The sequence below is a fragment of the Pseudomonas sp. Eqa60 genome, assembly GCF_018326405.1.
GTDB lineage: Bacteria > Pseudomonadota > Gammaproteobacteria > Pseudomonadales > Pseudomonadaceae > Aquipseudomonas > Aquipseudomonas protegens.
The window spans coordinates 2,220,488-2,242,019 of the sequence record NZ_AP024342.1; the positions used below are offsets into that span (position 1 = coordinate 2,220,488).

Below are 21,532 nucleotides of genomic sequence, written 5' to 3' on the forward strand. Positions count from 1 at the left end.
TGTGGATTATGGACCCTTTTGCACGTCGCGCCGTTCAATTCTTCCAGGGAGTGAGCAAGCGTACGCCACAGGTCTCGAAGTCCGCCATATTGTCGAATCCTGGCTACCGGGTTGCCGGAAAGGGTGATCCGCCGTCGAGCGTCAGCCGATGCCAGGCGCAAACAAAACGGCCCCGCCAATGTTGATTGGCGGGGCCGTTGGGTGTTGCTTTCAGGCGTCGGTCTTACTCGGCGTCGGCCTGCTTGTCACCGTGGGACAGGCTGTAGACATAAGCCGCCAGCAGGTGAACCTTGTCGTTGCCTTGCAGTTGTTCCTGCGCTGGCATCACGCCTTGACGGCCGTAACGAATGGTCTGCTGCAATTGGGCGAAGCTCGAACCGTAGATGAAGGCTGCCGGGTGAGTCAGGTTAGGCGCACCCATGGCTGGGGTGCCTTTGCCTTCCGGACCGTGGCATACCGCACAGTTGGCGGCGAACAGCTTCTGGCCGTTGACCGGGTCGGCCTTCAGGCCTTCCGGCAACTTGCGGCCGTCGAGGTTGGTCAGGACATAGGCGGCAACGTCACTGACGCCTTGTTCCTTGATCACGTCCAGCCAGGCCGGCATCACTGCGTGACGGCCGCCCATGATGGTGGTCTTGATGGTTTCCGGCTCGCCGCCCCAGCGCCAGTCGGCGTCGGTCAGGTTGGGAAAACCATAGGCGCCCTTGGCGTCGGAACCGTGGCAGACCGAGCAGTTGGATGCGAACAGACGGCCACCCATTTTCAGGGCTTGCGGGTCCTTGGCCACTTCTTCGATAGGCATGGCCGCGTACTTGGCGAAGATCGGACCGAACTTGGCGTCCGACTTGGCCATTTCCTTTTCCCACTCGTGGACGCCGGTCCAGCCGGACTGGCCGTTGGCGAACGGGGTCTGCTTCTCGTTATCGAGGTAGTTGTAGCCCGGCAGAACGCCTTTCCAGTTGCCCAGGCCCGGGTACAGCACCAGGTAGCCCAGGGCGAAGACGATGGTGCCGACGAACAGCATGAACCACCATTTCGGCAGGGGGTTGTCGTACTCCTCGATCCCGTCGAAGGAGTGGCCGACCGTCTCGTCGGTCTGCTCGGCGCGCTGGCCCTTGCGGGTCGACAGCAGCAGCCAGGTCAGGGCGAAGATGGTACCCAGACTGAGGACTGTGACGTACAGACTCCAGAACGTAGTCATTCTTTGTTACTCCTAGAAGCTTGCTCGACGTGCTTGATGGCGTCGGGATCATCCGCGAACGGCAGCAAGGTTGCGTCTTCAAACTCGGACTTGCGCTTGGGGCTGAACACCCAGAGCGCCAAACCGATGAAGGCCACCATCACAACAAGGGTGCCCAGGCCACGAATCATCCCGATATCCATCTAGATCACCGTTTGCTTTTGATGATGGTGCCCAGGCCTTGCAGATAGGCCACCAGCGCGTCCATTTCGGTTTTGCCCTTCACGGCATCCTTGGCACCGGCGATGTCTTCGTCGGTGTAAGGGACGCCGAGCGTGCGCAAGACTTCCATTTTCTTCGCGGTGTCTTTGCCGTCGAGCTTGTTTTCTACGAGGAACGGATAAGCCGGCATCTTCGACTCGGGCACCACGTTGCGCGGGTTGTACAAGTGCGCGCGCTGCCAGTCATCGGAGTAACGACCGCCCACTCGGGCCAGGTCCGGGCCGGTACGCTTGGAACCCCACAGGAACGGGTGGTCCCAGACGCTCTCACCAGCCACCGAGTAGTGACCATAGCGTTCGGTTTCAGCGCGGAACGGACGGATCATCTGCGAGTGGCAGCCGACACAGCCGTTGGCGATGTAGACGTCGCGGCCTTCCAGTTCCAGTGCGGTACGCGGCTTCATGCCTTCCACCGGCTTGTTGGTGACGTCCTGGAAGAACAGCGGGACGATCTGGGTCAGGCCGCCGATGCTGACGGCGATGACCATGAAGAAGGCCAGCAGGCCAATATTCTTCTCGACTACTTCGTGCTTCATCAGTGAGCTCCAACTACAGCGATCTGAGCAGCGGCTTCAGCTTCAGCCGGGTTCGAGGCGCGAACGGTACGGAACACGTTGTACGCCATGATCAGCATGCCGGTGGCGAAGAACGCACCGCCCAGAGCACGGACGATAAAGCCCGGGTGGCTGGCTTGCAGCGCTTCGACGAAGGAGTAGGTGAGGGTGCCGTCATCGTTGATTGCACGCCACATCAGGCCCTGGGTGATGCCGTTGACCCACATCGAGGCGATGTAGAGCACGGTACCGATGGTAGCCAGCCAGAAGTGGGTGTTGATCAGGCCGATGCTGTGCATCTGCTGACGACCGAAGACTTTCGGGATCAGGTGGTACAGGGCGCCGATGGAGATCATCGCTACCCAGCCCAGAGCGCCGGCGTGTACGTGGCCGATGGTCCAGTCGGTGTAGTGCGAGAGCGAGTTGACGGTCTTGATCGCCATCATCGGACCTTCGAAGGTCGACATGCCGTAGAACGCCAGCGATACCACCAGGAAGCGCAGGATCGGGTCGGTGCGCAGCTTATGCCAGGCGCCCGAGAGGGTCATCATGCCGTTGATCATGCCGCCCCAGCTTGGCGCCAGCAGGATGATCGACATGGCCATGCCCAGGGACTGGGCCCAGTCCGGCAGCGCGGTGTAGTGCAGGTGGTGCGGACCGGCCCAGATGTACAGGGTGATCAGCGCCCAGAAGTGCACGATGGACAGGCGATAGGAATAGATCGGACGCTCGGCCTGCTTGGGTACGAAGTAGTACATCATCCCCAGGAAGCCGGTGGTCAGGAAGAAGCCCACGGCGTTGTGGCCGTACCACCACTGGATCATCGCATCAGTCGCACCGGCGTAGGCCGAGTAGGACTTGAAGAAGCTGACCGGCAGGGAAGCGTGGTTGACGATGTGCAGCATCGCGGTCACCACGATGAAGGCACCGTAGAACCAGTTGCCCACATAGATGTGCTTGGTCTTGCGCTTGGTGATGGTGCCGAAGAATACCAGGCCGTAGGTGACCCAGACGATCGCCAGCAGGATAGCCAGGGGCCATTCCAGTTCGGCGTATTCCTTGGTGGTGGTGTAACCCAGTGGCAGGGTCACGATCGCGCCGACGATCACCGCTTGCCAACCCCAGAAGGTGAAGGCCGCGAGGCTGTCGGAAATCAGTCGCGTCTGGCAGGTTCGCTGCACGACATAGTAAGAGGTGGCAAACAATGCACATCCACCGAAGGCGAAGATCACCAGGTTGGTGTGCAGCGGGCGCAGGCGTCCAAACGTCGTCCACGGCAGACCGAAGTTCAACTCCGGCCATACCAGTTGTGAGGCGATGAAGACACCGAGCCCCATGCCAAGGATCCCCCAGACCACCGTCATGATGGCGAACTGGCGGACTACCTTATAGTTATAAGCAGTCGGACTGATTGCTGTGCTCATTCTAAGGTTCCACGGTTTGGGTGTTTTATTAGGGATAAAAATCGGTCGCAAGTATGGAGAAAGCAGGGGGTCATTGCAACGCGCTATGACCTGGGTCAATGCGTTCCATGCCTGATTCTGCGGCCTTTCCCTATGCCGAGTAGGGACAAAAAATTGCCCTCGGACAAGCTGTCGCCATGGACAGGAAACGGGGGGTGTCAGGTCGGTTGTAACCGGGTGTGTGGAAGCTGATGGATCAGCTGACAGGCGGTAAGAGAGTCGACAGCCGGTATAAACCAGCCTTTGCGGCCTGTCATCGAGCAGAAGCTTCGAACGTCACGGATACCGTTGGCCTGTGACCAGCCCGTGCCAGTCCCCATCGGGGCAAGCTTAGACCTGAATCAGATGAGTGCAAACGCGCTTCGGGAGAGGGTGCGACACTTGGTCGCAAAGGAGCGGGAAGTTGAACCACGAGCGGCAAGCTGCAAGTCGGGAACCCGCAGCTTGCCGTGACTCGTCTTACTGGGTGTTTTCAGCCTGTGGCTTGTTGCCGTGGGAGAGGCTGTAAACGTAGGCGGCCAGCAGTTGCACCTTGTCATTGCCGAGCAGTTCGCTCTGCGCTGGCATGTGGCCCTGGCGACCATGACGGATGGTCTGTTGCAGTTGGGCCAGGCTGGTGCCGTAGATGAAGCCGGCGGGCTGGGTCAGGTCGGGCGCGCCCATGATCTGGGTGCCTTTGCCGTCAGCGCCGTGGCAGGCTACGCAGGTGGTGCTGAACGCTTGCTGTCCGGCTACCAGGTCGGCATCGCTGTCGGCTGGCAGGGGCAGGCCGGCCAGGTCGTGGCGAACGTAAGCTGCCACGTTCTTCACGCCTGCTTCCTTGAGCACTTCGCCCCAGGCCGGCATTGCCGCCATGCGGCCGCCCATGATGGTGGCCTTGATGGTGTCGGCGCTGCCGCCCCACCGCCAGTTGTCGTCCGCCAGGTTCGGGAAGCCGAAGGCACCCTTGGCGTCGGAACCGTGGCAGACCGAGCAGTTGGAGGCGAACAGGCGTCCGCCCATTTTCAGCGCTTGCGGGTCCTTGGCCACTTCCTCCACCGGCATGGCCGCGAATTTGGCGAAGATCGGACCAAACTTCACGTCCGCCTTGGCCATCTCCTTTTCCCATTCCTTGGTCTGGGTCCAGCCGTCTTCATAGCCCGGCAGGATGCCTTTCCAGTTGCCCAGACCCGGGTAGAGGATCAGGTAGCCAACGGAAAACACCAGGGTCCCGGCGAACAGCAGGAACCACCATTGCGGCAGGGGGTTGTCGTACTCCTCGATGCCATCGAAGGCGTGGCCCATGGTCTGGTCGACACTGCCCTTGGTCTCGCCCTTGCGGGTGCCGACCAGCAGCCAGGTCAGGCCGATCAGGCTGCCAATGGTCAGTACGCAGATCCACGTACTCCAGAAGGTGGTCATGGCCGAATGCTCCTTGTTGCAGGCTCTTGAGGTTGAGCGTCATCAGTTGTGTTACCGGCCGGTGCCGTGCCCGGCATCGGGTCATCGGCGAAGGGCAGCAGGCGGGCCTGGGCAAACTCGGGATTGCGCTTTGAGTTGAACACCCAGATCGACAGGCCGATGAAGGCGATCATCACCACCAGGGTCCCGAGGCCGCGGATCATGCCGCTATCGAGTTCAAAACCCATGGCTCACCTCTTGCTCTTGATCGAAGTGCCAAGCACTTGCAGGTAGGAGACCAGGGCGTCCATTTCGGTCTTGCCCTTGAGCGTGGCGGTGGCGCCGGCGATGTCTTCGTCGGTGTACGGCACGCCCAGGGTGCGCATGACCTTGAGCTTGGTTTCGGTGTGGCTGCTGTCCACCGGTGCGGTCACCAGCCATGGGTAGGCCGGCATCTTCGACTCGGGCACCACGTTGCGCGGGTTGTACAAGTGCGCACGGTGCCAGTCATCGGAGTAGCGGCCGCCCACCCGGGCCAGGTCCGGACCGGTACGCTTGGAACCCCACAGGAACGGGTGGTCCCAGACGCTTTCACCGGCCACCGAGTAGTGACCATAACGCTCGGTCTCGGCGCGGAACGGACGGATCATCTGCGAGTGGCACTGTACGCAGCCTTCGCGGATGTAGATGTCGCGGCCTTCCAGCTGCAGGGCGGTGTAGGGCTTCATGCCTTCCACCGGCTTGTTGGTGACGTCCTGGAAGAACAGCGGGACGATCTGGGTCAGACCGCCGATGCTCACCGCGAAGACCATCAGCAGCATCAGCAGGCCGACGTTTTTCTCAATCGTTTCGTGTTTCATGGCGGACTCCTCAGGCCATCTGCGCAGCGGCGTTGACTTCGGCTGGCACTGCGGCACGCACGGTGCGCCAGGTGTTGTAAGCCATCAGGAACATGCCGCTGAGGAAGATCGCACCACCCACCAGTCGCACGATGAAGCCTGGGTGGCTGGCCACCAGGGTTTCGACGAAGGAGTAGGTGAGAGTGCCGTCCTCGTTGACCGCACGCCACATCAGGCCCTGGGCGATACCGTTGACCCACATCGAAGCGATGTAGAGCACGGTGCCGATGGTAGCCAGCCAGAAGTGGGTGTTGATCAGGCCGGTGCTGTACATCTGCTCGCGGCCGAAGACTTTCGGGATCAGGTGGTACAGCGCGCCGATGGAGATCATCGCTACCCAGCCGAGGGCGCCGGCGTGTACGTGGCCGATGGTCCAGTCGGTGTAGTGGGAGAGGGCGTTGACGGTCTTGATCGCCATCATCGGACCTTCGAAGGTCGACATGCCGTAGAACGCCAGGGATACCACCAGGAACCGCAGGATCGGGTCGCTACGCAGCTTATGCCAGGCGCCCGAGAGGGTCATCATGCCGTTGATCATGCCGCCCCAGCTTGGCGCCAGCAGAACCAGCGACATCACCATCCCTAAGGATTGAGCCCAGTCCGGCAGCGCGGTGTAGTGCAGGTGGTGCGGACCGGCCCAGATGTACAGGGTGATCAGTGCCCAGAAGTGCACAATCGACAGGCGATAGGAGTACACCGGACGCTCGGCCTGCTTGGGTACGAAGTAGTACATCATCCCCAGGAAGCCCGCGGTCAGGAAGAAGCCCACGGCGTTGTGGCCGTACCACCATTGCACCATCGCATCGGTCGCACCGGCATACACCGAGTAGGACTTGGTGAAGCTGACCGGCAGTTCCAGGTTGTTGACGATGTGCAGGATGGCCACGGTGATGATGAACGCGCCGAAGAACCAGTTACCCACATAGATGTGCTTGGTCTTGCGCTGCATCAGGGTGCCGAAGAACACGATGGCGTAGGCCACCCAGACAATGGTGATCAGGATATCGATCGGCCATTCCAGTTCGGCGTATTCCTTGGAGCTGGTGTAGCCCAGTGGCAGGCTGATGGCCGCCAGGAGGATCACCAGTTGCCAGCCCCAGAAGCAGAACGCGGCGATTTTCGGCGCGAACAGCGTGGTCTGGCAGGTGCGTTGCACCGAGTAGAACGAGCTGGCAAACAGCGCACAGCCGCCGAAGGCGAAGATCACCGCGTTGGTGTGCAATGGCCGCAGACGGCCGAAGCTGGTCCACGGTAAGTCGAAGTTGAGTTCGGGCCAGACCAACTGGGCAGCGAGAAAAACCCCGAGCCCCATGCCGACGATGCCCCACACCACCGTCATAATGGCGAATTGGCGGACCACCTTGTAGTTGTAGGCGGTACTGATAGAAGTGTTCATGGTTCCCCATCCACGGTTCAGTTGAAGTGAAAGCGACTGCGCACGGCAAGGCGCGCTCACTTCGTCTGGAGTTATAGGCAGACTAAAAGCGAGGCAAGCATGAGCAATGAGCACAAGGCCAGTATTGACGGGGGTCAATGGGCGCAGTGTGTGCGGGAGCGGGGCTGGTTGTGGGATGTCGCGCAGGGCGTCGAGGTGCAGTCGGCGCCGACCCTGATCCTCGCCCATGGCGCCGGCGCGCCCATGGACAGTGGGTTCATGAACGATATTGCTGTACGCCTTGCGGGGCATGGGGTGAACGTCTTGCGCTTCGAGTTTCCCTACATGGCCCAGCGGCGCCTGGACGGCGGCAAACGCCCGCCCAATCCGGCGCCCAGGCTGCTGGAATGCTGGCGCGAGGTGCATGCCCTGGTGCGACCTTATGTCACTGGGGTGTTGGCGGTGGGCGGCAAGTCCATGGGCGGGCGCATGGCCAGTTTGCTGGCTGATGAACTGCAGGCCGATGCATTGGTGTGCCTGGGCTATCCGTTCTATGCCGCCGGCAAACCGGAAAAACCGCGGGTGGCGCATCTGGCCGATCTGTCAGTGCCGAGCCTGATCGTGCAGGGCGAGCGTGACGCCCTGGGCAATCGCCAGGCGGTCGAGGCCTACACATTGGCAGCCAGTATCGAGTTGTACTGGCTGGCGGCCGCTGATCACGATCTCAAGCCCCTGAAGGCCTCGGGTTTCAGCCATGAGCAGCATCTGGAATCTGCGGCGCTCAAGGTTGCTGCCTTCCTGAAAGCGTTGAGCTGATCCTGCAGGAGCGAGCTTGCTCGCGAAGCGTTCACCCGGCCTTCGAATTTGGAGCGCGGTGAAGATTTATCGCGAGCAAGCTCGCTCCTACGGTTGTCGGGTGGATTTGCGGGCATAAAAAAACCGGAAGCCTTGGCTTCCGGTTTTTTGTTGCCGGCCCTAGGGGCTTAGCGGTTGAAGCGCTCCACCAGCGAGTACTGGGTGTGTGCGGTGCGGGTCAGTGCTTCGCTGAGCTCGGCCGAATGCTGGGCCTGCTCCGAAGTCTGGTCCGCCAGTTGCGCGATGGTGCTGATGTTGCGGCTGATCTCTTCGGCCACCGAGCTTTGCTCTTCGGTGGCGGCAGCGATCTGGGTGGTCATGTCGGTAATGTTGGCCACCGCTTCGCTGATGCCCACCAGTGCCTGGTCGGCTTCCAGCACCCGGGCCACGCCTTCTTCGGCCTGACGATGACCGGCGTCCATGGTCTGCACGGCGGTGGCGGCTGTCTGCTGCAGCTTGGCGATCAGGGTATGGATCTGCCCGGTGGACTCACTGGTGCGCTGTGCCAACTGACGCACCTCGTCGGCCACCACGGCAAAGCCGCGGCCCATTTCACCGGCGCGGGCGGCTTCGATGGCCGCGTTCAGGGCCAGCAGGTTGGTCTGGTCGGCAATGCCCTTGATCACGTCGACAACGCCGCCGATTTCGTCACTGTCCTTGGCCAGTTGGGTTACTGTCAGCCCGGTTTCGCCCACTACCACCGACAGGCGCTGGATGGCTTCGCGGGTTTCCCCGGCGATATCGCGGCCACGGCCGGTCAGGCGATTGGCTTCCTGGGTTGCGTCGGCGGTGCGTTGCACGTGGCTGGCCACTTCCTGGGTGGTGGCGGCCATCTGGTTGACCGCGGTGGCCACCTGTTCGGTCTCGACCCGTTGGCGCTCCAGGCCGCTGGAGCTGTTGTGGGCCAGGGTGTCGGACTGGCGGGCCTGCTCGTTGAGGTGCTCGGCCGTGTCCTGCAGGCGGGTCAGGCAGGTCTTCAGGCGCGCTTCCTGGCTCAGGATCGACATCTCCAGGCGGGCTTGGGCGCCGCGGCTGTCGGTGTACATCTGAGCGATCAGCGGGTCGGAGGTGGTCTGCTCGGCCAGGCGCAACAGGCGCTTGAGGCCGCGCTGCTGCCAGCTCAGGCCCAGCAGGCCCAGGGGCACCGAGAGCGCGGCGGCCAGGGCGAAGCCCCAGTGGGAGTTGAGCCAGGCACCGATCATGAAGCTCAGCTGGCTGACCAGGATGAACGGCAGCCAGTCCTGCAGCACAGGCAGCCACTTGTCACGCTTGGGAATGGCCGACTTGCCAGTGTTGATGCGCTGGTAGAGGGCTTCGGCGCGGCGCACCTGTTCGGCGGTGGGCTTGACTCGGACCGACTCGTAACCCACCACCTGGCTGCCTTCGAAGATCGGTGTCACATAGGCGTTGACCCAGTAGTGGTCGCCGGTCTTGCAGCGGTTCTTGACGATGCCCATCCATGGCAAGCCTTGTTTCAAGGTGCCCCACATGTGCGCGAACACCGCCGCCGGCACATCAGGGTGACGTACCAGGTTGTGCGGTGCGCGAACCAGTTCTTCACGGGAGAACCCACTGATCTCGACAAAGGCGTCGTTGCAGTAGGTGATCACTCCTTTGGCGTCGGTGGTGGAGATCAATCGTTGCTGAGCGGGGAAGGTACGTTCGCGCTGGGTAACGGGTTGGTTATTACGCATGAGTTTTCAATCCGCAAGGCTTTCATCGGTTATCGGCAGGTTTCCGGAATAGTTGAAGGAAATTTCTCTAAATGTCCGGTGACGGTTTGCAAGCTTTTTGTACGTCGTAATATCCCGATGCGTGCGAAATCCGAGAGAAAAGTAATAAAGATCAATGACACGATTTGTAAGGCGGTGTGTCTTAATCTTCAATGAAGTGAGCCGTTGTGAATGGTAGGTCAGTTTTTATCCATCTGAATACGGGTAGCTGCGCGGGTATAGATCCGGCTTTTCCTAGACAAAAATTACCATCCAGTGAAGAATATGCCCCTATTTTTGTAAGAAAAGTGATTTGCTTTTCTTCATGTCCAGCATTTTCTCGGTTAGGTTTGTCTAGGGTCAGCTAGGCTCTAAGTCGCCTCCTTCGAGCCCGCAGTATTTATGTTGGTGAGTTTTTGGCCTGATAAATGATGTGATATTTAGTAAAGGAGTACAGCGTGACACTCGTTCCAGTCATTATTTGTGGCGGTTCAGGCAGCCGTCTATGGCCTGTTTCACGTACTGCTCATCCCAAGCCGTTTATCGAATTGCCCGATGGTGGCAATTTGATTCGAAAAACATACAGTCGCGCCTTGGCGTTAAATGACGTAACAGAAGTATTGACGATCACAAACCGTGATCTCTACTTCAAAACCCTTGATGAATATGTTGCCACTGCGCCGAACTACACCAACTTGGGTTTCGTACTCGAGCCTTTTGGCCGCAACACCGCTGCTGCGGTCGCATTAGCGGCGCAGGAAGTGGCCCGAACTCACGGCCCTGACGCGATTATGCTGGTGTTGCCGGCGGACCACCTGATCGACAATCAGGCGGCGTTCGCTGCAGCAGTCGAGTCTGCATCGCAGCAGGCCCGGGACGGCTGGCTGGTGACTTTTGGGGTGAAGCCCGAATATCCGGAAACTGGCTACGGGTACATTCAAAAAGATACCGACGCGTCATTAGTCAACGGCTTCAAGGTCAAGCGTTTCGTCGAAAAACCAGATTTGGATACTGCGAAAGACTACCTGGCGTCCGGTGAGTATTACTGGAACTCCGGGATGTTCTGTTTCCGTGCGGGCACACTTATTGAAGAAATGGCGCTCTGTGCGCCGGATGTCGCCAGCGCCGTAGATCTGTGCCTTGCTGGTTCCGGTGTGATGCAAGGCAGCAGCCATCGCAGCCTGCATCTGGAGCCGGAAAGCTTTGCCAAAGTACCGGACATTTCCCTCGATTTCGCACTGATGGAACGCTCAAACAAAGTGGCGACCATACCTTGTGATATTGGCTGGAGTGACATTGGCTCTTGGAAGGCCATGAGTGAACTCTCGCCAGCGGACGAGCAAGGCAACCGTATCGAAGGCGAAGCCATCCTTCATGCCTCCACCAACAACTACGTGCGCAGCCAGCGTCGACTGGCCGCGTTAGTCGGGGTTGAAAACCTGATCATTGTCGATACGCCGGATGCTTTGTTGGTCGCGCACAAAGACCATGCCCAAGACATCAAGGTAATCACTGCGCAGTTGAAGAAAAACGGTCATTGCTCGCACTTGGACCACACTACGGTGCAGCGTCCCTGGGGGGCTTACACTACCTTGGAAGAGGGCACTCGCTTCAAGATCAAGCGCATTGTCGTAAAACCTCAAGGCTCGTTGTCGCTCCAAATGCATCACCATCGCAGTGAGCACTGGATTGTGGTCAGTGGTATGGCATTGGTCGTTAACGACCAACAACGGTTCTTGCTCAATACCAATGAGTCCACGTATATACGTGCTGGGCACACGCATCGTCTGCAAAACCCGGGGATGATTGACTTGGTATTAATTGAGGTGCAGTGCGGCGATTACCTAGGGGAAGATGATATTGTCAGGTTCGAGGATAGCTACGGTCGAGCTGAAGGCAGTAGGTAATCCGCTAATCATTAGCCCGAGTCAAATCGGGCTGGTGTTTCATTGCGTGTTCAGCAGGTCCTGATAGACCTCGATGTGGGCTCGTGTCATTTGCTCCCCCGTGAATAGAAGGTTGTAACGACTCTGCGCCTTTTCGCCCATTACCAATGCTTCTTGCGGGTTGTCCCAAAGGTGTTGCATCGCTTGGCGAAGCGCTGTCGGGTGCTCTGGTGGGACTACCAGCCCGGTTTCGCCGGCAATGTTGATGTACGTAGTGCCTGTACCAATCTCGCACGAGATCATCGGCTTTCCATACATTGCCCCCTCCAGTAGTGACACTCCGAACGCTTCGGAACGAAGGTGCGAGGGGAATACGATGGCTGTTGAAAGTTGAATTAGCGCGACTTTGTCTGCTTCTGGAAGACGGCCCAAAAAGTGGACGTTTTGAAGCCCCATAGTTTTTGCTTGCGCCATGAGTTCTTGTTTCTTTGGTCCATCTCCTACGATGACCATAGGGTATCCAGTGCCTTGGAGAGCTTCCATCAATGTGTGAAGCCCTTTGTAGTAGCGCAATACGCCAACAAACAGGAAGAACCGCTCGCTCATTTCTTCCGCCCAGCGTGTCGTTAGAGCAGTGGAGGGGATTGGGTAGCTTTCCTTGTTGAGACCTATAGGAATAATTGTGGTTTTGTCATGAAATGCAGAAAGCTCAGCACTTGATTCCAGGTAGTTGGGGGATGAGACAATGATCCGGTTGACGCTACGCAGAAATATATTTTGGAGTGGGCGGTAGAGCTTTAAGAGAAATTTCTGGTTGATGATGTCAGAGTGGTATGAAACAACGCTGGGTTTTCCGGTACAACTGGCAAAGTGGATCAAGTCCATGAATGGCCATGGAAAATGGTAATGAATGATATCCGCATTCCGCGCAAGTTCTTTAAACTTCGAATAAACCTCTAACGAAAAGCCTGTTGAGGCAATATTAAGGTTTTCTTTAACGCGATGAACCCGATAACCGTTCATTTCTATTGTGGCTGGAATTGGGTTGGGGGACAGCGTAAGGACTTCGCAGGTCGCCCCCATACGATGAGACTGCTGACAAATTTGATCAATCACTTGCTCTATGCCGCCCATGGTGTCAGGAAGGGCGGTTTTAAAAAAATGCAGAATGCGCATGGTAACTTCCGGCTATGGAAAGATGGATTTGAGCCAGACGGCGTAGGGCTGAAAAAGCCACCACTTTAAGGGAACGCTACCGTGATACTTACGCACCACCGCCATAGCTTCCTGATAATGGCGGCGGCGCAAAGTTTTTGTTTTGGTCGCTTCATGTTCTCGATTGACCGCTACAAACGCGTCGATATATTTGAGAGGGCCAACTATTTTGAAGAGTCGCCACCAAAGATCGTAGTCCATAGCCATATGCAAGGTGGGGTTCACGCCGCCAATATTCAGCCATGCGGATCGTCGAATCAGCGTCGCTGGTTGGGAAATAATGCAGCGAAGCGCTAGCCTGCGCTCGCTGAACGGCTCAACCCAAACCGGTTTGCGTTTTCCGGTATTTTGAATAACGTTCCAGCATTTCCCATAAACGGCTGAGGCCTCAGGTGCTGTTTCAATGGCACTGATCAGTCGTTTTAGTCCGTCCGGCTCGAACCAGTCATCGCTATTCAGCCAGCAGACATACGGTGCTTTACCTTGAAGGATACCTTCGTTGATAGCAGCTGCTTGGCCTTTATCTGGATAGCTGCGCCAACCAGCTAGCTTGTGTTCCCATTTACGGATGATTTCCACCGAGTTATCGGTGGAACCACCATCCAGAACAAACACCTCCACAGGGATATTTTGTTCAAATATGGACCTTAAGGCGTCGTCGAGATAACGCCCTTGATTGAAGGAGGGGACTGTAATCGTAACCAAGGGTTGATGCATTCAGTGGCGATCCAGACGGCTGAGAAAATCTTGGTAGGTCAATGCTATACCTTCACGCAGTTGCGTTTTGGCAGCCCATCCCAAGTTCTTTAGGCGATTGATGTCGAGTAGTTTACGGGGTGTACCGTCAGGCTGGCTCTGGTCGTATACGATCTGCCCGTTATACCCGACCACCTCCATAATTAACTCTGCTAGTTCGCGGATGGATAGATCACTGCCCATTCCAACATTGAATAGTCCGCTGTCAACGTTGGATTCCATCAAGTGTAGACAAGCATCGGCCATGTCTTCGACGAAAAGGAACTCGCGCTTTGGCTTTCCCGAACCCCAAACTATTAACTCTGATGCGCCGCTAATTTTTGCTTCATGGGCTTTGCTAATCAGTGCCGGCAGCACATGACAGTTTTCCAGGTTGTAGCTGTCATTGGGGCCATAAAGATTTGACGGCATAACGGCTATGAACTTTGCACCGTATTCGCGGTGGTAGTTCTCGCACATCTTTACACCCATGATCTTGGCGAGGGCGTAAGGTTCATTGGTTTGTTCCAGCGGTCCGGTTAACAGGTGGTCTTCGTGGATCGGCTGGGGGCAGTCCCGCGGGTATATGCAACTGGAGCCCAAAAAAAGAAGTCGTTCGACGCCATGTTTCCAAGCGCTGTGAATTACGTTCGCCTCTATCATCAGGTTTTGATATATAAATTCAGCTCTAAAGTTGTTGTTGGCTTTGATTCCGCCTACCTTGCCGGCTGCTAAGTACACAATCTCAGGTTTTTCTGTTGCGAAAAAAGCATCGACAGCAGACTGTTGAGTCAAATCAAGTTCAGCATGCGAACGGGTGACGAAATTGCTGAATCCAGCGGCGGATAGCCGCCGCTGGATCGCAGAGCCAGCCATACCGGCATGGCCTGCGATGTATATTTTGGCGCGTTTATCCACCTAACTATTACTCGTGGTAATCGTAAACGGAGTAGCCGTGCTTTTTTACCAACTCATCACGGGTCGCTGACTTGAGGTCCTCGGTCATCATTTCATTGACCAGATCCTCAAAGGTGATTTTAGGCGTCCATCCCAGTTTCTGCTTCGCTTTGGTTGGGTCGCCCAGCAATGTTTCCACCTCGGTTGGACGGAAGTACCGCGGATCCACGGAAACTATGCATTTACCGGTTGCGTCGTAGCCTTTCTCATCGACGCCCTGACCTTTCCAGGTAATGTCGATTTCGGCGTGTTTCGCTGCCGCGTTGACGAAGTCGCGAACGCTGTATTGCTTGCCGGTTGCAATAACGAAGTCTTCCGGAGTTTCTTGCTGCAGCATCAGCCATTGCATCTCGACGTAGTCTTTCGCATGGCCCCAGTCGCGCAGTGCATCAAGGTTGCCCAGATACAGACAGTCTTGCAGGCCCAGCTTGATGCGTGCGAGTGCACGGGTAATCTTGCGAGTGACGAAGGTCTCGCCGCGCACCGGGCTTTCGTGGTTGAAGAGAATGCCGTTACAGGCATAGATACCGTACGCTTCCCGGTAGTTGACGGTAATCCAGTATGCGTACAGCTTTGCTACTGCGTAAGGGGAGCGTGGGTAGAAAGGTGTGGTCTCCTTCTGTGGAGTTTCCTGCACCAAGCCGTACAGTTCGGAGGTTGAAGCCTGATAGAAGCGGGTCTTCTTCTCGAGCCCCAGGATCCTGATCGCCTCAAGGATACGCAAGGCACCCAACGCGTCCGAGTTGGCAGTGTACTCTGGCTCTTCGAACGAGACCGCAACGTGGGACTGCGCAGCCAGGTTATAGATTTCGTCGGGTTGTATTTGTTTGATGATGCGGATCAGGCCGGTCGAATCGGTCATGTCGCCATAGTGCAGGACCAAGCGACGATCTGACTCATGGGGGTCTTGGTAAAGGTGATCGATACGGTCGGTATTGAAGGAGGATGCCCGGCGCTTTATACCGTGCACTTCGTAACCTTTTTCGAGAAGCAACTCGGCCAGGTAGGATCCGTCTTGACCTGTTACTCCAGTAATAAGCGCAACTTTTTTCATATGCTTCTCTTAACGTATTTGATTCAAAAAATCTTCTTTAGGTACGTAAGCGGGTAGATAGTTCCGCATGATCAATTTGCTCGATCCGGGCCCAAATCACGATCGTCTATACTGCCTCAATGGGGCTGAATTCTCAATGTATCCTGGTAGCTTGTGACTTCTACGGTGTATGGGCAGGCGGCTTTAATTGCTTGTGGCTGAAAATCACGGCGAAGTTGGACATTTATCGCCAGAAAATCAGACATCTCCCTCATACCGCCACTGGAAATGCATTGGTTTTTTGAGAGCTCGTTATTGCCGAAGTACAAATTTTTTGATCCAGAACGAATCACTTAATCCTCTCGATCGAGTTTGCCTGGCTTGATAGTCCTAATCGAAGAGTGGCACTTTGCCTCTTTTGCCTAGGGAGCATGTCTTGAAGCTGGCAGTGAGAGGGATGTGACGTTGAGTGACGCTATCGCAGCGACGCTTGGCAAGCACCAGCGTAGTATCACTCTGCAATATTCCTCGTTATCGATTAGGCACGAGGTTTCTCTTCGAAAGAAGAGTATAGGTAAACTGATCTGGCGAGTATCACAGACAGGTTTGTGATGGTTACGAAAAAAAAGCAAAAGTTTTGCTAGATTGTTCACGCGGTTGAAATATTAAAGTGCATTGATTCGAGTCATCAGAAGCGTTGCCGTGAACTGTCCTTGCTATCGTTTATATATAGCGACAACAAATATAGGCGTATATACGCAAGTATGCCAAGATTTCTGTATTTAGTCTCTGCAGGCCCTGATCGAGAAGCTACACCTCCGATGCTGCCCCGCCACTGAGGCCCATTCCTTTGCCGCAGGTGCAAATTTAAAATGGTTGCCAGCTTTCGTCAGGCATAAGCCAGAAAGCATCATCAATCGCTGAAAATACTGGATGGGAGTCAAATGCTTCTTTTGGATTCAGAGCAGTCAAATTGCCTTTGGCGATGTCTTCGCGTACGAAGAAAGCATTGAAGCAGCAGGTTCCCACTGCGCAGAGTTCGTAGCCCTTTGGCTTCAGAAGGGTCGTCCAGGCGGTCAGGCTTGCTGCCCCTGATTGCTGCCATCTACGGTTGAATTGCTCTCGGTCACGCTGGACGACGCTGTGCCGTTCGCGAAAGCGCTTTTCAAACTCTACGACAATTACGCGAGGTCTGATGTCACGCAGGTTTTCCATGACTGCGAAGTCACCGCCATCGATGTCGATGATGAAGAGGTCGGGTTCCGGTTCCGGGTTGTTTGCCATAAGCAGGCCGTTGATATTTTCCGGGCTAATGGCTTGCTGAACGATCTTCGGCGAGTAGTATTCGGTTTCGCCCTCTCGAGTCCAATGGTAATGCCGCGTCGAAGCTGTGCGCGCGAAAAAGTAACGCATTCTGCTGCACTCAGTTGCATCGAGTTCAAAAATTGTTCCATGCCAGCCATGATTGACCAGCAAATTTGTCGACAGGTTTTCCGGAATCCCCACATCAGAATCGCTGCAGTTGCTGCCAATTTCGATGACATAGCGATTGGTGCAGCCAATATGTGTGAATAAGCGCAACAAGATTCCGTCTTCATCATTTTGCGAAAACGCACGAAACCCGCTTTCCACCAAGTCTGAAGGCTCAAGCACTCTTGGGGAGTTATGTTTCCACGTATGCATCAAGTGCTTTTGTTGGGCTGCGTCAGCATTGCTGACGAAATTGCGACGTAGTAGGGGGTTAAAACTTCCTACGTCCTCAGTCGAAAGGCCTTTGTTCAGAAGAATCGTTTCAAAGTGAATCTGACGCTCGCTCAAAGCCTTCAATTCTTGCAGGGCTTCTGCGAGCTGTTGGGACAGTGTATTGAGATCAGACATTTTGTTTTTCTTCCAATAAATCCACTGAGACAACCGGGTGCATATTGAAAATCCCGCCATAGAACGCTGCCAGCGGCGATTCTGTAACCTGCAGCTGTTCAACGTCATGCATTAGCAAGCTGTACTCTTCAAATTCGCTTCTAGAGAAACCTTTATTTGCAACACCCACCGAAAATGAATATTGACCCGCCTTTAGATTCAGATTGAGGTTGAATCTTACGAGGACCTGGGCGCCTTCTTCGCATGGCGCTTCGGGCATTTGCAAGGCAAAAGTGCTGGTCTCAAATATCGAGCGTCCCAAACGGTCCCTGACTATAAGGCCATAGGCAGGGCGCTCGAAGTCCTTGTTCAGTTTAACCACGTATCGAACGGTTAACTGAGTTTCGCTTTCAATGTGGGTGACAGGCTGGTTTTCGGCGTTCAGGAGGGCGAAGTCGATAAGTTCGGCGTCGCCGTTGGTCGTGATGGTTGTAGCTTTTGTCCACGCCTTGGGGCGCTCAATCGCTTCGAGGCTCTCAGTTGCAGGAGCAATGCTCTGATCGATAGATACCTCGCCGCTACTCATGTCGGTTTTTTTGGCGACCAACCCTTGATACAAATCGATCACGTCTCGAGGTGCACCAAAACTGAGTGTTCGGCCATGGCTCAGTAGCAAAGCCTTGTTGCAAATGTGTTTGACCGTGTTGGCATCATGGGACACGAACAGTAACGTCCCCCCGCGTGCGCGAAAGCTTTCCAGGCGTTGGAAACACTTTTGCTGAAAGTAGGCATCGCCTACCGCCAACGCCTCATCAATAATCAAAATGTCGGGCTCGAACGCCGTCGAAACGGCGAAGGCGACACGCATTTGCATGCCACTGGAATACGATGAAACGGCTTGTTCGAAGTGCTCGCCAATATCAGCAAACGCCTCTATGTCGGGTATTTTTGCTTCGATTTCACGACGGCTGAAGCCCAGTAGTGCTCCGTTCATATAAACATTTTCGCGGCCGCTGAACTCAGGATTGAAGCCTGACCCCAGTTCAAGTAAAGCAGCTACACGACCGTTGATGCTCACCTTACCTGTAGTGGGGGTGAGGGTGCCGGTGATGATTTGCAAGAGAGTGCTTTTACCGCTGCCGTTCAGTCCGACGATTGCACAGGACTCGCCTTTGCGAACTTCAAGGAAAATTTCGCGAAGAGCCCAGAATTCCTTGAAGTAGTTACGACTTGGCCTGCGGAGCAGGCGACGCAACCTCGGGTAAACGAATTGCTTGAGTTGATCACGAGGGTGTTCGAATATTTCGAATCGCTTGGAAACGGCTTCCACACGAATTGCGAATTCATTAGAGGACATTCGCGAATCCTTTTCTGGTCTTCTGGAACCAGCCATATCCCGCCCAAGCAAAGCTCAAGGCCACAACAGCATAAACTGCCAGGCCAGCGAAGTTAGGCATTGAACCACTGATTAGTATCGCTCGGGCTTGCTCGATAATGAAGGTGAGGGGATTGAGCATCAGCCAAGGTTGGATTTCGACGGGTAGAGCGGAAATGGGGTAAAAAACCGGAGAGGCGAACAGCAGCAAGGTCATAAGCAGACCAATGGGGTGGGCGACATCGCGTAAATACACCCCAAGCGATGCAAGTATCCAGGCCAGGCCTAAAGACAGCACGATCAGCGGTGCTATCACCAGTGGCAGAAAAACGACTGTCCAGGGGATGGTGCCGTGAACCAGAAGTTGTGCGACCAACAATACGCCAATACTGACCAACGCGTGGAAGAAGGAGGTGCCCATGGCAATGATAGGGAGAATCTCCAGAGGGAAGACCACCTTCTTTACGTAACTTACGTTGCTCAAAATTAGCGTGGGGGCCCGAGTCAATGTCTCGGCAAACAAGCTGTGAACGATCATTCCGGTGAATAGCAGAATCGCAAACTCACCTTTGCTGCCAGGCTCGCCAGTTCCCCAGCGAGCCTTGAACACGACTGAAAAGACCAGCGTGTAAATCACCAGCAACAGTATCGGGTTCGCGAATGACCACAGAATACCCATCATCGAACCTTTGTATCGTCCGATGACATCCCGTTTGGTCATTTGCTGGATCAGGTGCCAGTTTGACCAAACGCTTTTGATCAGTGACAACAGCGAGACGGGGGCGGGTGAGTGCGGGTTCATCTCAGCTTCCGCTTCAGTATTTCAAAGCGAGCCCTGAAGCCTTGGGTCTTGATCGCCTGGATCTGAGCCTTGACCCATGCCTTGTTAAGGAACAGCCGGGCGATGTGCTGCCGCGGCGACTCTACGACGACAGGGGCGGGTACTTCAGGCATGTAGAACCCTGCCGAAACCTTAAGTACTCCAGGATTGAAATCCTTGATTAGTTCGGTTTCGGCGGCCTCATCCCAAGTTCTTTCGGGGAACGACTGACGGATATCCAATGTGACGGTAGCAGGCAGCAGGTGCTTGATTTTACCGCTGATCATTGCCGCCAGTGGCCGCCCGTCAAGATAATGGAGTGCGATACCCAGGTCGGCAGGGAGCGACGCAGTCCTAAAAATGAAGCGGCCATATCCGGGTGGGCCGGCAGCGTCCACATGACCAAAGTCGATCAACTCGTGAACGGTATGCACGGGCGAGTGACCATCGTCCATGATCACCGCGGTTGCCGCGCAGTTCACTTGATCGTCGCGTTGCAAGGCGCCAGCTAGAACGGTCAGGTGGTTGAAGAACAGCTTTTCATTCGGTGCGACAAATATGATCGCGTCGGATTCCGCTGCGTCGTTTACCAGTTCCTGAAGAATTTCTCCTAGCGGACGTTTGCTCTTGATTCCAGGATGAATGCCGTACCTGTAGGCTTCAACTTCCTTTATCTGAATCGGGATAGGCGAGGCGCTGAGGATTCTTGAAATTTCCGGTTTCAGGCTGCCAGCGATTACCTTATCGATGACCAGCGTGGCGGTGAAGTTTCTGTAATCCTGATGGCGGACACTTTCGACGTGTGCTTTCAGAGCCGCAGTAGAGTACTCGGGCATCAAGAGGTTTAGGCTGATATGTGTTTTTTCGCCTTCGGTCCCAAGATGTCGTGTGACTAATTGTTGCTTGCGCTCCTTCAAGCCACTGTACAGTTCCTTCAAGCTGCCGATCAGCGAGTAATGGCCGTTGAAGATAGCCTGTGCCTTTTTGATCTTGGCCATGGCCTCTTCGGGATTGCTTTTTATCCAGCTGAGGTGGGCTGTGATATCGCCGTAGATCTGCTCCATCGGAGACCGGCTGTCGATATAAAGAAGTGAATCGCCAAAGAATTTTTGCGCGAAAGGATTCTCGTCGCAGATGACAAGGGTGCCAGCAGCAATGGTTTCGAACAGACGGTTCGACATCATTTCCGAGTCGCGGTGGGCCTGGGAGGACAGTACCAGTGCCGCCCCCGCTTTGGCGATCTCGTTGATCATGGAGTTTCCGTCGAACGGAATCTCTCGAACGTAGCTCTGATAACCTTCCCAGACACGTACGCCCTGAAAAATAGTTGGGCCGTAGATTTTCAGCAGACCGGTAGGGTCGAGTCGCTTGAGCACTTCCTGCTGGCGCGATTGACGACTGCTGACGATCGCTTCCCAGTTAATACCGGCGTAGAACAGTTTGCCGTCACCCAACGAAGGTTCATGTACGATCTGGGGGGTGGAGTGGTACAGCTTGAAGTGTGCGGGTAAGTGCGTCGTAGCGCCACGTACCATTCGGGCCACATGGTCATCGGCGGCAATGGAGCTGCAACTGAGGAAGTCATCGTGCGTGGTCAGGTTGCGCGAGCAACGTTGATAGCCCCACTCATGGTAGAACTTCAGCGGGTTCCAGAGTGCGACAAAGGAAAATGCGTCGTAGCGCTTTGGGGTGTCGTAGTGGAGGTGAATCACAAAATCGACATTCGCCTTGGACGCTTTTATGTCCGGAGCGGAGACGAAGCCGCCATCGGCGAGGATTTCAACGCATTCAACCCCAATGGCTTTGGCTGCCAGCTTCAGACGTGCGATGCACTCATCTTCTGCGGTTTTAATACCTGGCCAAAGTTTTACAACTCCGAAGCGACCAAATAAACCCTCGGGCAGAGGGAAATCATTGTTCATTACATTGGATCCAAATGTAGGAAATTAAAAGAT

Annotated in this window: 19 protein-coding genes; 2 read left to right on the forward strand and 17 right to left on the reverse strand. The window is 55.7% G+C overall.

From position 1 onward, the window contains the following. Positions 1-223: 223 nt before the first annotated feature. From ccoP (KI242_RS10065) to ccoN (KI242_RS10100), 8 genes are all read right to left on the reverse strand, one after another. Complete coding sequence (gene ccoP / locus KI242_RS10065) at positions 224-1,201, reverse strand: cytochrome-c oxidase, cbb3-type subunit III (RefSeq protein WP_011060238.1); 978 nt, start codon at positions 1,199-1,201, stop codon at positions 224-226. Further along, positions 1,198-1,383 carry a CcoQ/FixQ family Cbb3-type cytochrome c oxidase assembly chaperone gene (locus KI242_RS10070; RefSeq protein ID WP_011060239.1) on the reverse strand — a complete coding sequence of 62 codons (186 nt, stop codon included), beginning with the start codon at positions 1,381-1,383 and terminating at the stop codon, positions 1,198-1,200. The genes ccoP (KI242_RS10065) and KI242_RS10070 overlap by 4 nt, the downstream gene beginning before the upstream one ends. A gap of 5 nt (positions 1,384-1,388) precedes the next feature. Next, positions 1,389-1,997, reverse strand: a complete 609-nt coding sequence (gene ccoO, locus KI242_RS10075) for a cytochrome-c oxidase, cbb3-type subunit II (protein WP_011060240.1) — start codon at positions 1,995-1,997, stop codon at positions 1,389-1,391. After that, entirely contained in the window at positions 1,997-3,439 is a 1,443-nt protein-coding gene (ccoN, locus tag KI242_RS10080) for a cytochrome-c oxidase, cbb3-type subunit I (RefSeq protein ID WP_011060241.1), read from the reverse strand. Before ccoN (KI242_RS10080) ends, ccoO (KI242_RS10075) begins: the two co-directional genes overlap by 1 nt. A gap of 498 nt (positions 3,440-3,937) precedes the next feature. Continuing rightward, positions 3,938-4,879 carry a cytochrome-c oxidase, cbb3-type subunit III gene (gene ccoP / locus KI242_RS10085; RefSeq protein WP_011060242.1) on the reverse strand — a complete coding sequence of 314 codons (942 nt, stop codon included), beginning with the start codon at positions 4,877-4,879 and terminating at the stop codon, positions 3,938-3,940. Beyond that, the gene (locus KI242_RS10090; RefSeq protein WP_011060243.1) at positions 4,876-5,106 is read right to left on the reverse strand and encodes a cbb3-type cytochrome c oxidase subunit 3; all 231 of its coding nucleotides are present in this window, start codon (positions 5,104-5,106) and stop codon (positions 4,876-4,878) included. Before KI242_RS10090 ends, ccoP (KI242_RS10085) begins: the two co-directional genes overlap by 4 nt. Before the next feature lie 3 nt (positions 5,107-5,109). Further along, complete coding sequence (ccoO, locus tag KI242_RS10095) at positions 5,110-5,718, reverse strand: cytochrome-c oxidase, cbb3-type subunit II (RefSeq protein ID WP_011060244.1); 609 nt, start codon at positions 5,716-5,718, stop codon at positions 5,110-5,112. A 10-nt stretch (positions 5,719-5,728) separates the two neighbouring features. Beyond that, the gene (ccoN, locus tag KI242_RS10100) at positions 5,729-7,153 is read right to left on the reverse strand and encodes a cytochrome-c oxidase, cbb3-type subunit I (RefSeq protein ID WP_011060245.1); all 1,425 of its coding nucleotides are present in this window, start codon (positions 7,151-7,153) and stop codon (positions 5,729-5,731) included. A 99-nt stretch (positions 7,154-7,252) separates the two neighbouring features. Here ccoN (KI242_RS10100) and KI242_RS10105 point away from each other — a divergent pair, with 99 nt between their 5' ends. Further along, entirely contained in the window at positions 7,253-7,948 is a 696-nt protein-coding gene (locus KI242_RS10105; RefSeq protein ID WP_125062709.1) for an alpha/beta family hydrolase, read from the forward strand. Positions 7,949-8,115: 167 nt separating this feature from the next. On the opposite strand, the gene KI242_RS10110 is transcribed toward KI242_RS10105, so the two are convergent. Then, complete coding sequence (locus tag KI242_RS10110; protein ID WP_047284945.1) at positions 8,116-9,681, reverse strand: PAS domain-containing methyl-accepting chemotaxis protein; 1,566 nt, start codon at positions 9,679-9,681, stop codon at positions 8,116-8,118. Positions 9,682-10,157: 476 nt separating this feature from the next. Here KI242_RS10110 and KI242_RS10115 point away from each other — a divergent pair, with 476 nt between their 5' ends. Continuing rightward, on the forward strand, positions 10,158-11,606 hold the full coding sequence (locus KI242_RS10115; protein WP_015634788.1) for a mannose-1-phosphate guanylyltransferase/mannose-6-phosphate isomerase: 1,449 nt from the start codon (positions 10,158-10,160) through the stop codon (positions 11,604-11,606). 39 nt (positions 11,607-11,645) lie between these two features. On the opposite strand, the gene KI242_RS10120 is transcribed toward KI242_RS10115, so the two are convergent. From KI242_RS10120 to KI242_RS10155, 8 genes are all read right to left on the reverse strand, one after another. Further along, positions 11,646-12,761 carry a glycosyltransferase family 4 protein gene (locus tag KI242_RS10120; RefSeq protein WP_015634789.1) on the reverse strand — a complete coding sequence of 372 codons (1,116 nt, stop codon included), beginning with the start codon at positions 12,759-12,761 and terminating at the stop codon, positions 11,646-11,648. A 12-nt stretch (positions 12,762-12,773) separates the two neighbouring features. After that, positions 12,774-13,517, reverse strand: a complete 744-nt coding sequence (locus tag KI242_RS10125; protein ID WP_041752054.1) for a glycosyltransferase family 2 protein — start codon at positions 13,515-13,517, stop codon at positions 12,774-12,776. After that, entirely contained in the window at positions 13,518-14,453 is a 936-nt protein-coding gene (locus tag KI242_RS10130) for a GDP-L-fucose synthase (RefSeq protein WP_212806079.1), read from the reverse strand. Between the two features lie 7 nt (positions 14,454-14,460). Next, positions 14,461-15,546: a GDP-mannose 4,6-dehydratase gene (gene gmd, locus KI242_RS10135; RefSeq protein WP_015634792.1), complete on the reverse strand. Its 1,086-nt coding sequence runs from the start codon at positions 15,544-15,546 to the stop codon at positions 14,461-14,463. An 846-nt stretch (positions 15,547-16,392) separates the two neighbouring features. Beyond that, complete coding sequence (locus KI242_RS10140) at positions 16,393-17,403, reverse strand: FkbM family methyltransferase (RefSeq protein ID WP_015634793.1); 1,011 nt, start codon at positions 17,401-17,403, stop codon at positions 16,393-16,395. Continuing rightward, on the reverse strand, positions 17,396-18,739 hold the full coding sequence (locus KI242_RS10145) for an ABC transporter ATP-binding protein (protein ID WP_015634794.1): 1,344 nt from the start codon (positions 18,737-18,739) through the stop codon (positions 17,396-17,398). The genes KI242_RS10140 and KI242_RS10145 overlap by 8 nt, the downstream gene beginning before the upstream one ends. Next, complete coding sequence (locus KI242_RS10150; protein WP_041752056.1) at positions 18,729-19,559, reverse strand: ABC transporter permease; 831 nt, start codon at positions 19,557-19,559, stop codon at positions 18,729-18,731. The genes KI242_RS10145 and KI242_RS10150 overlap by 11 nt, the downstream gene beginning before the upstream one ends. Continuing rightward, positions 19,556-21,499 (reverse strand): glycosyltransferase, encoded by a 1,944-nt coding sequence (locus tag KI242_RS10155; RefSeq protein WP_015634795.1) that lies wholly within the window; start codon positions 21,497-21,499, stop codon positions 19,556-19,558. The genes KI242_RS10150 and KI242_RS10155 overlap by 4 nt, the downstream gene beginning before the upstream one ends. Between the last annotated feature and the right edge of the window lie 33 nt (positions 21,500-21,532).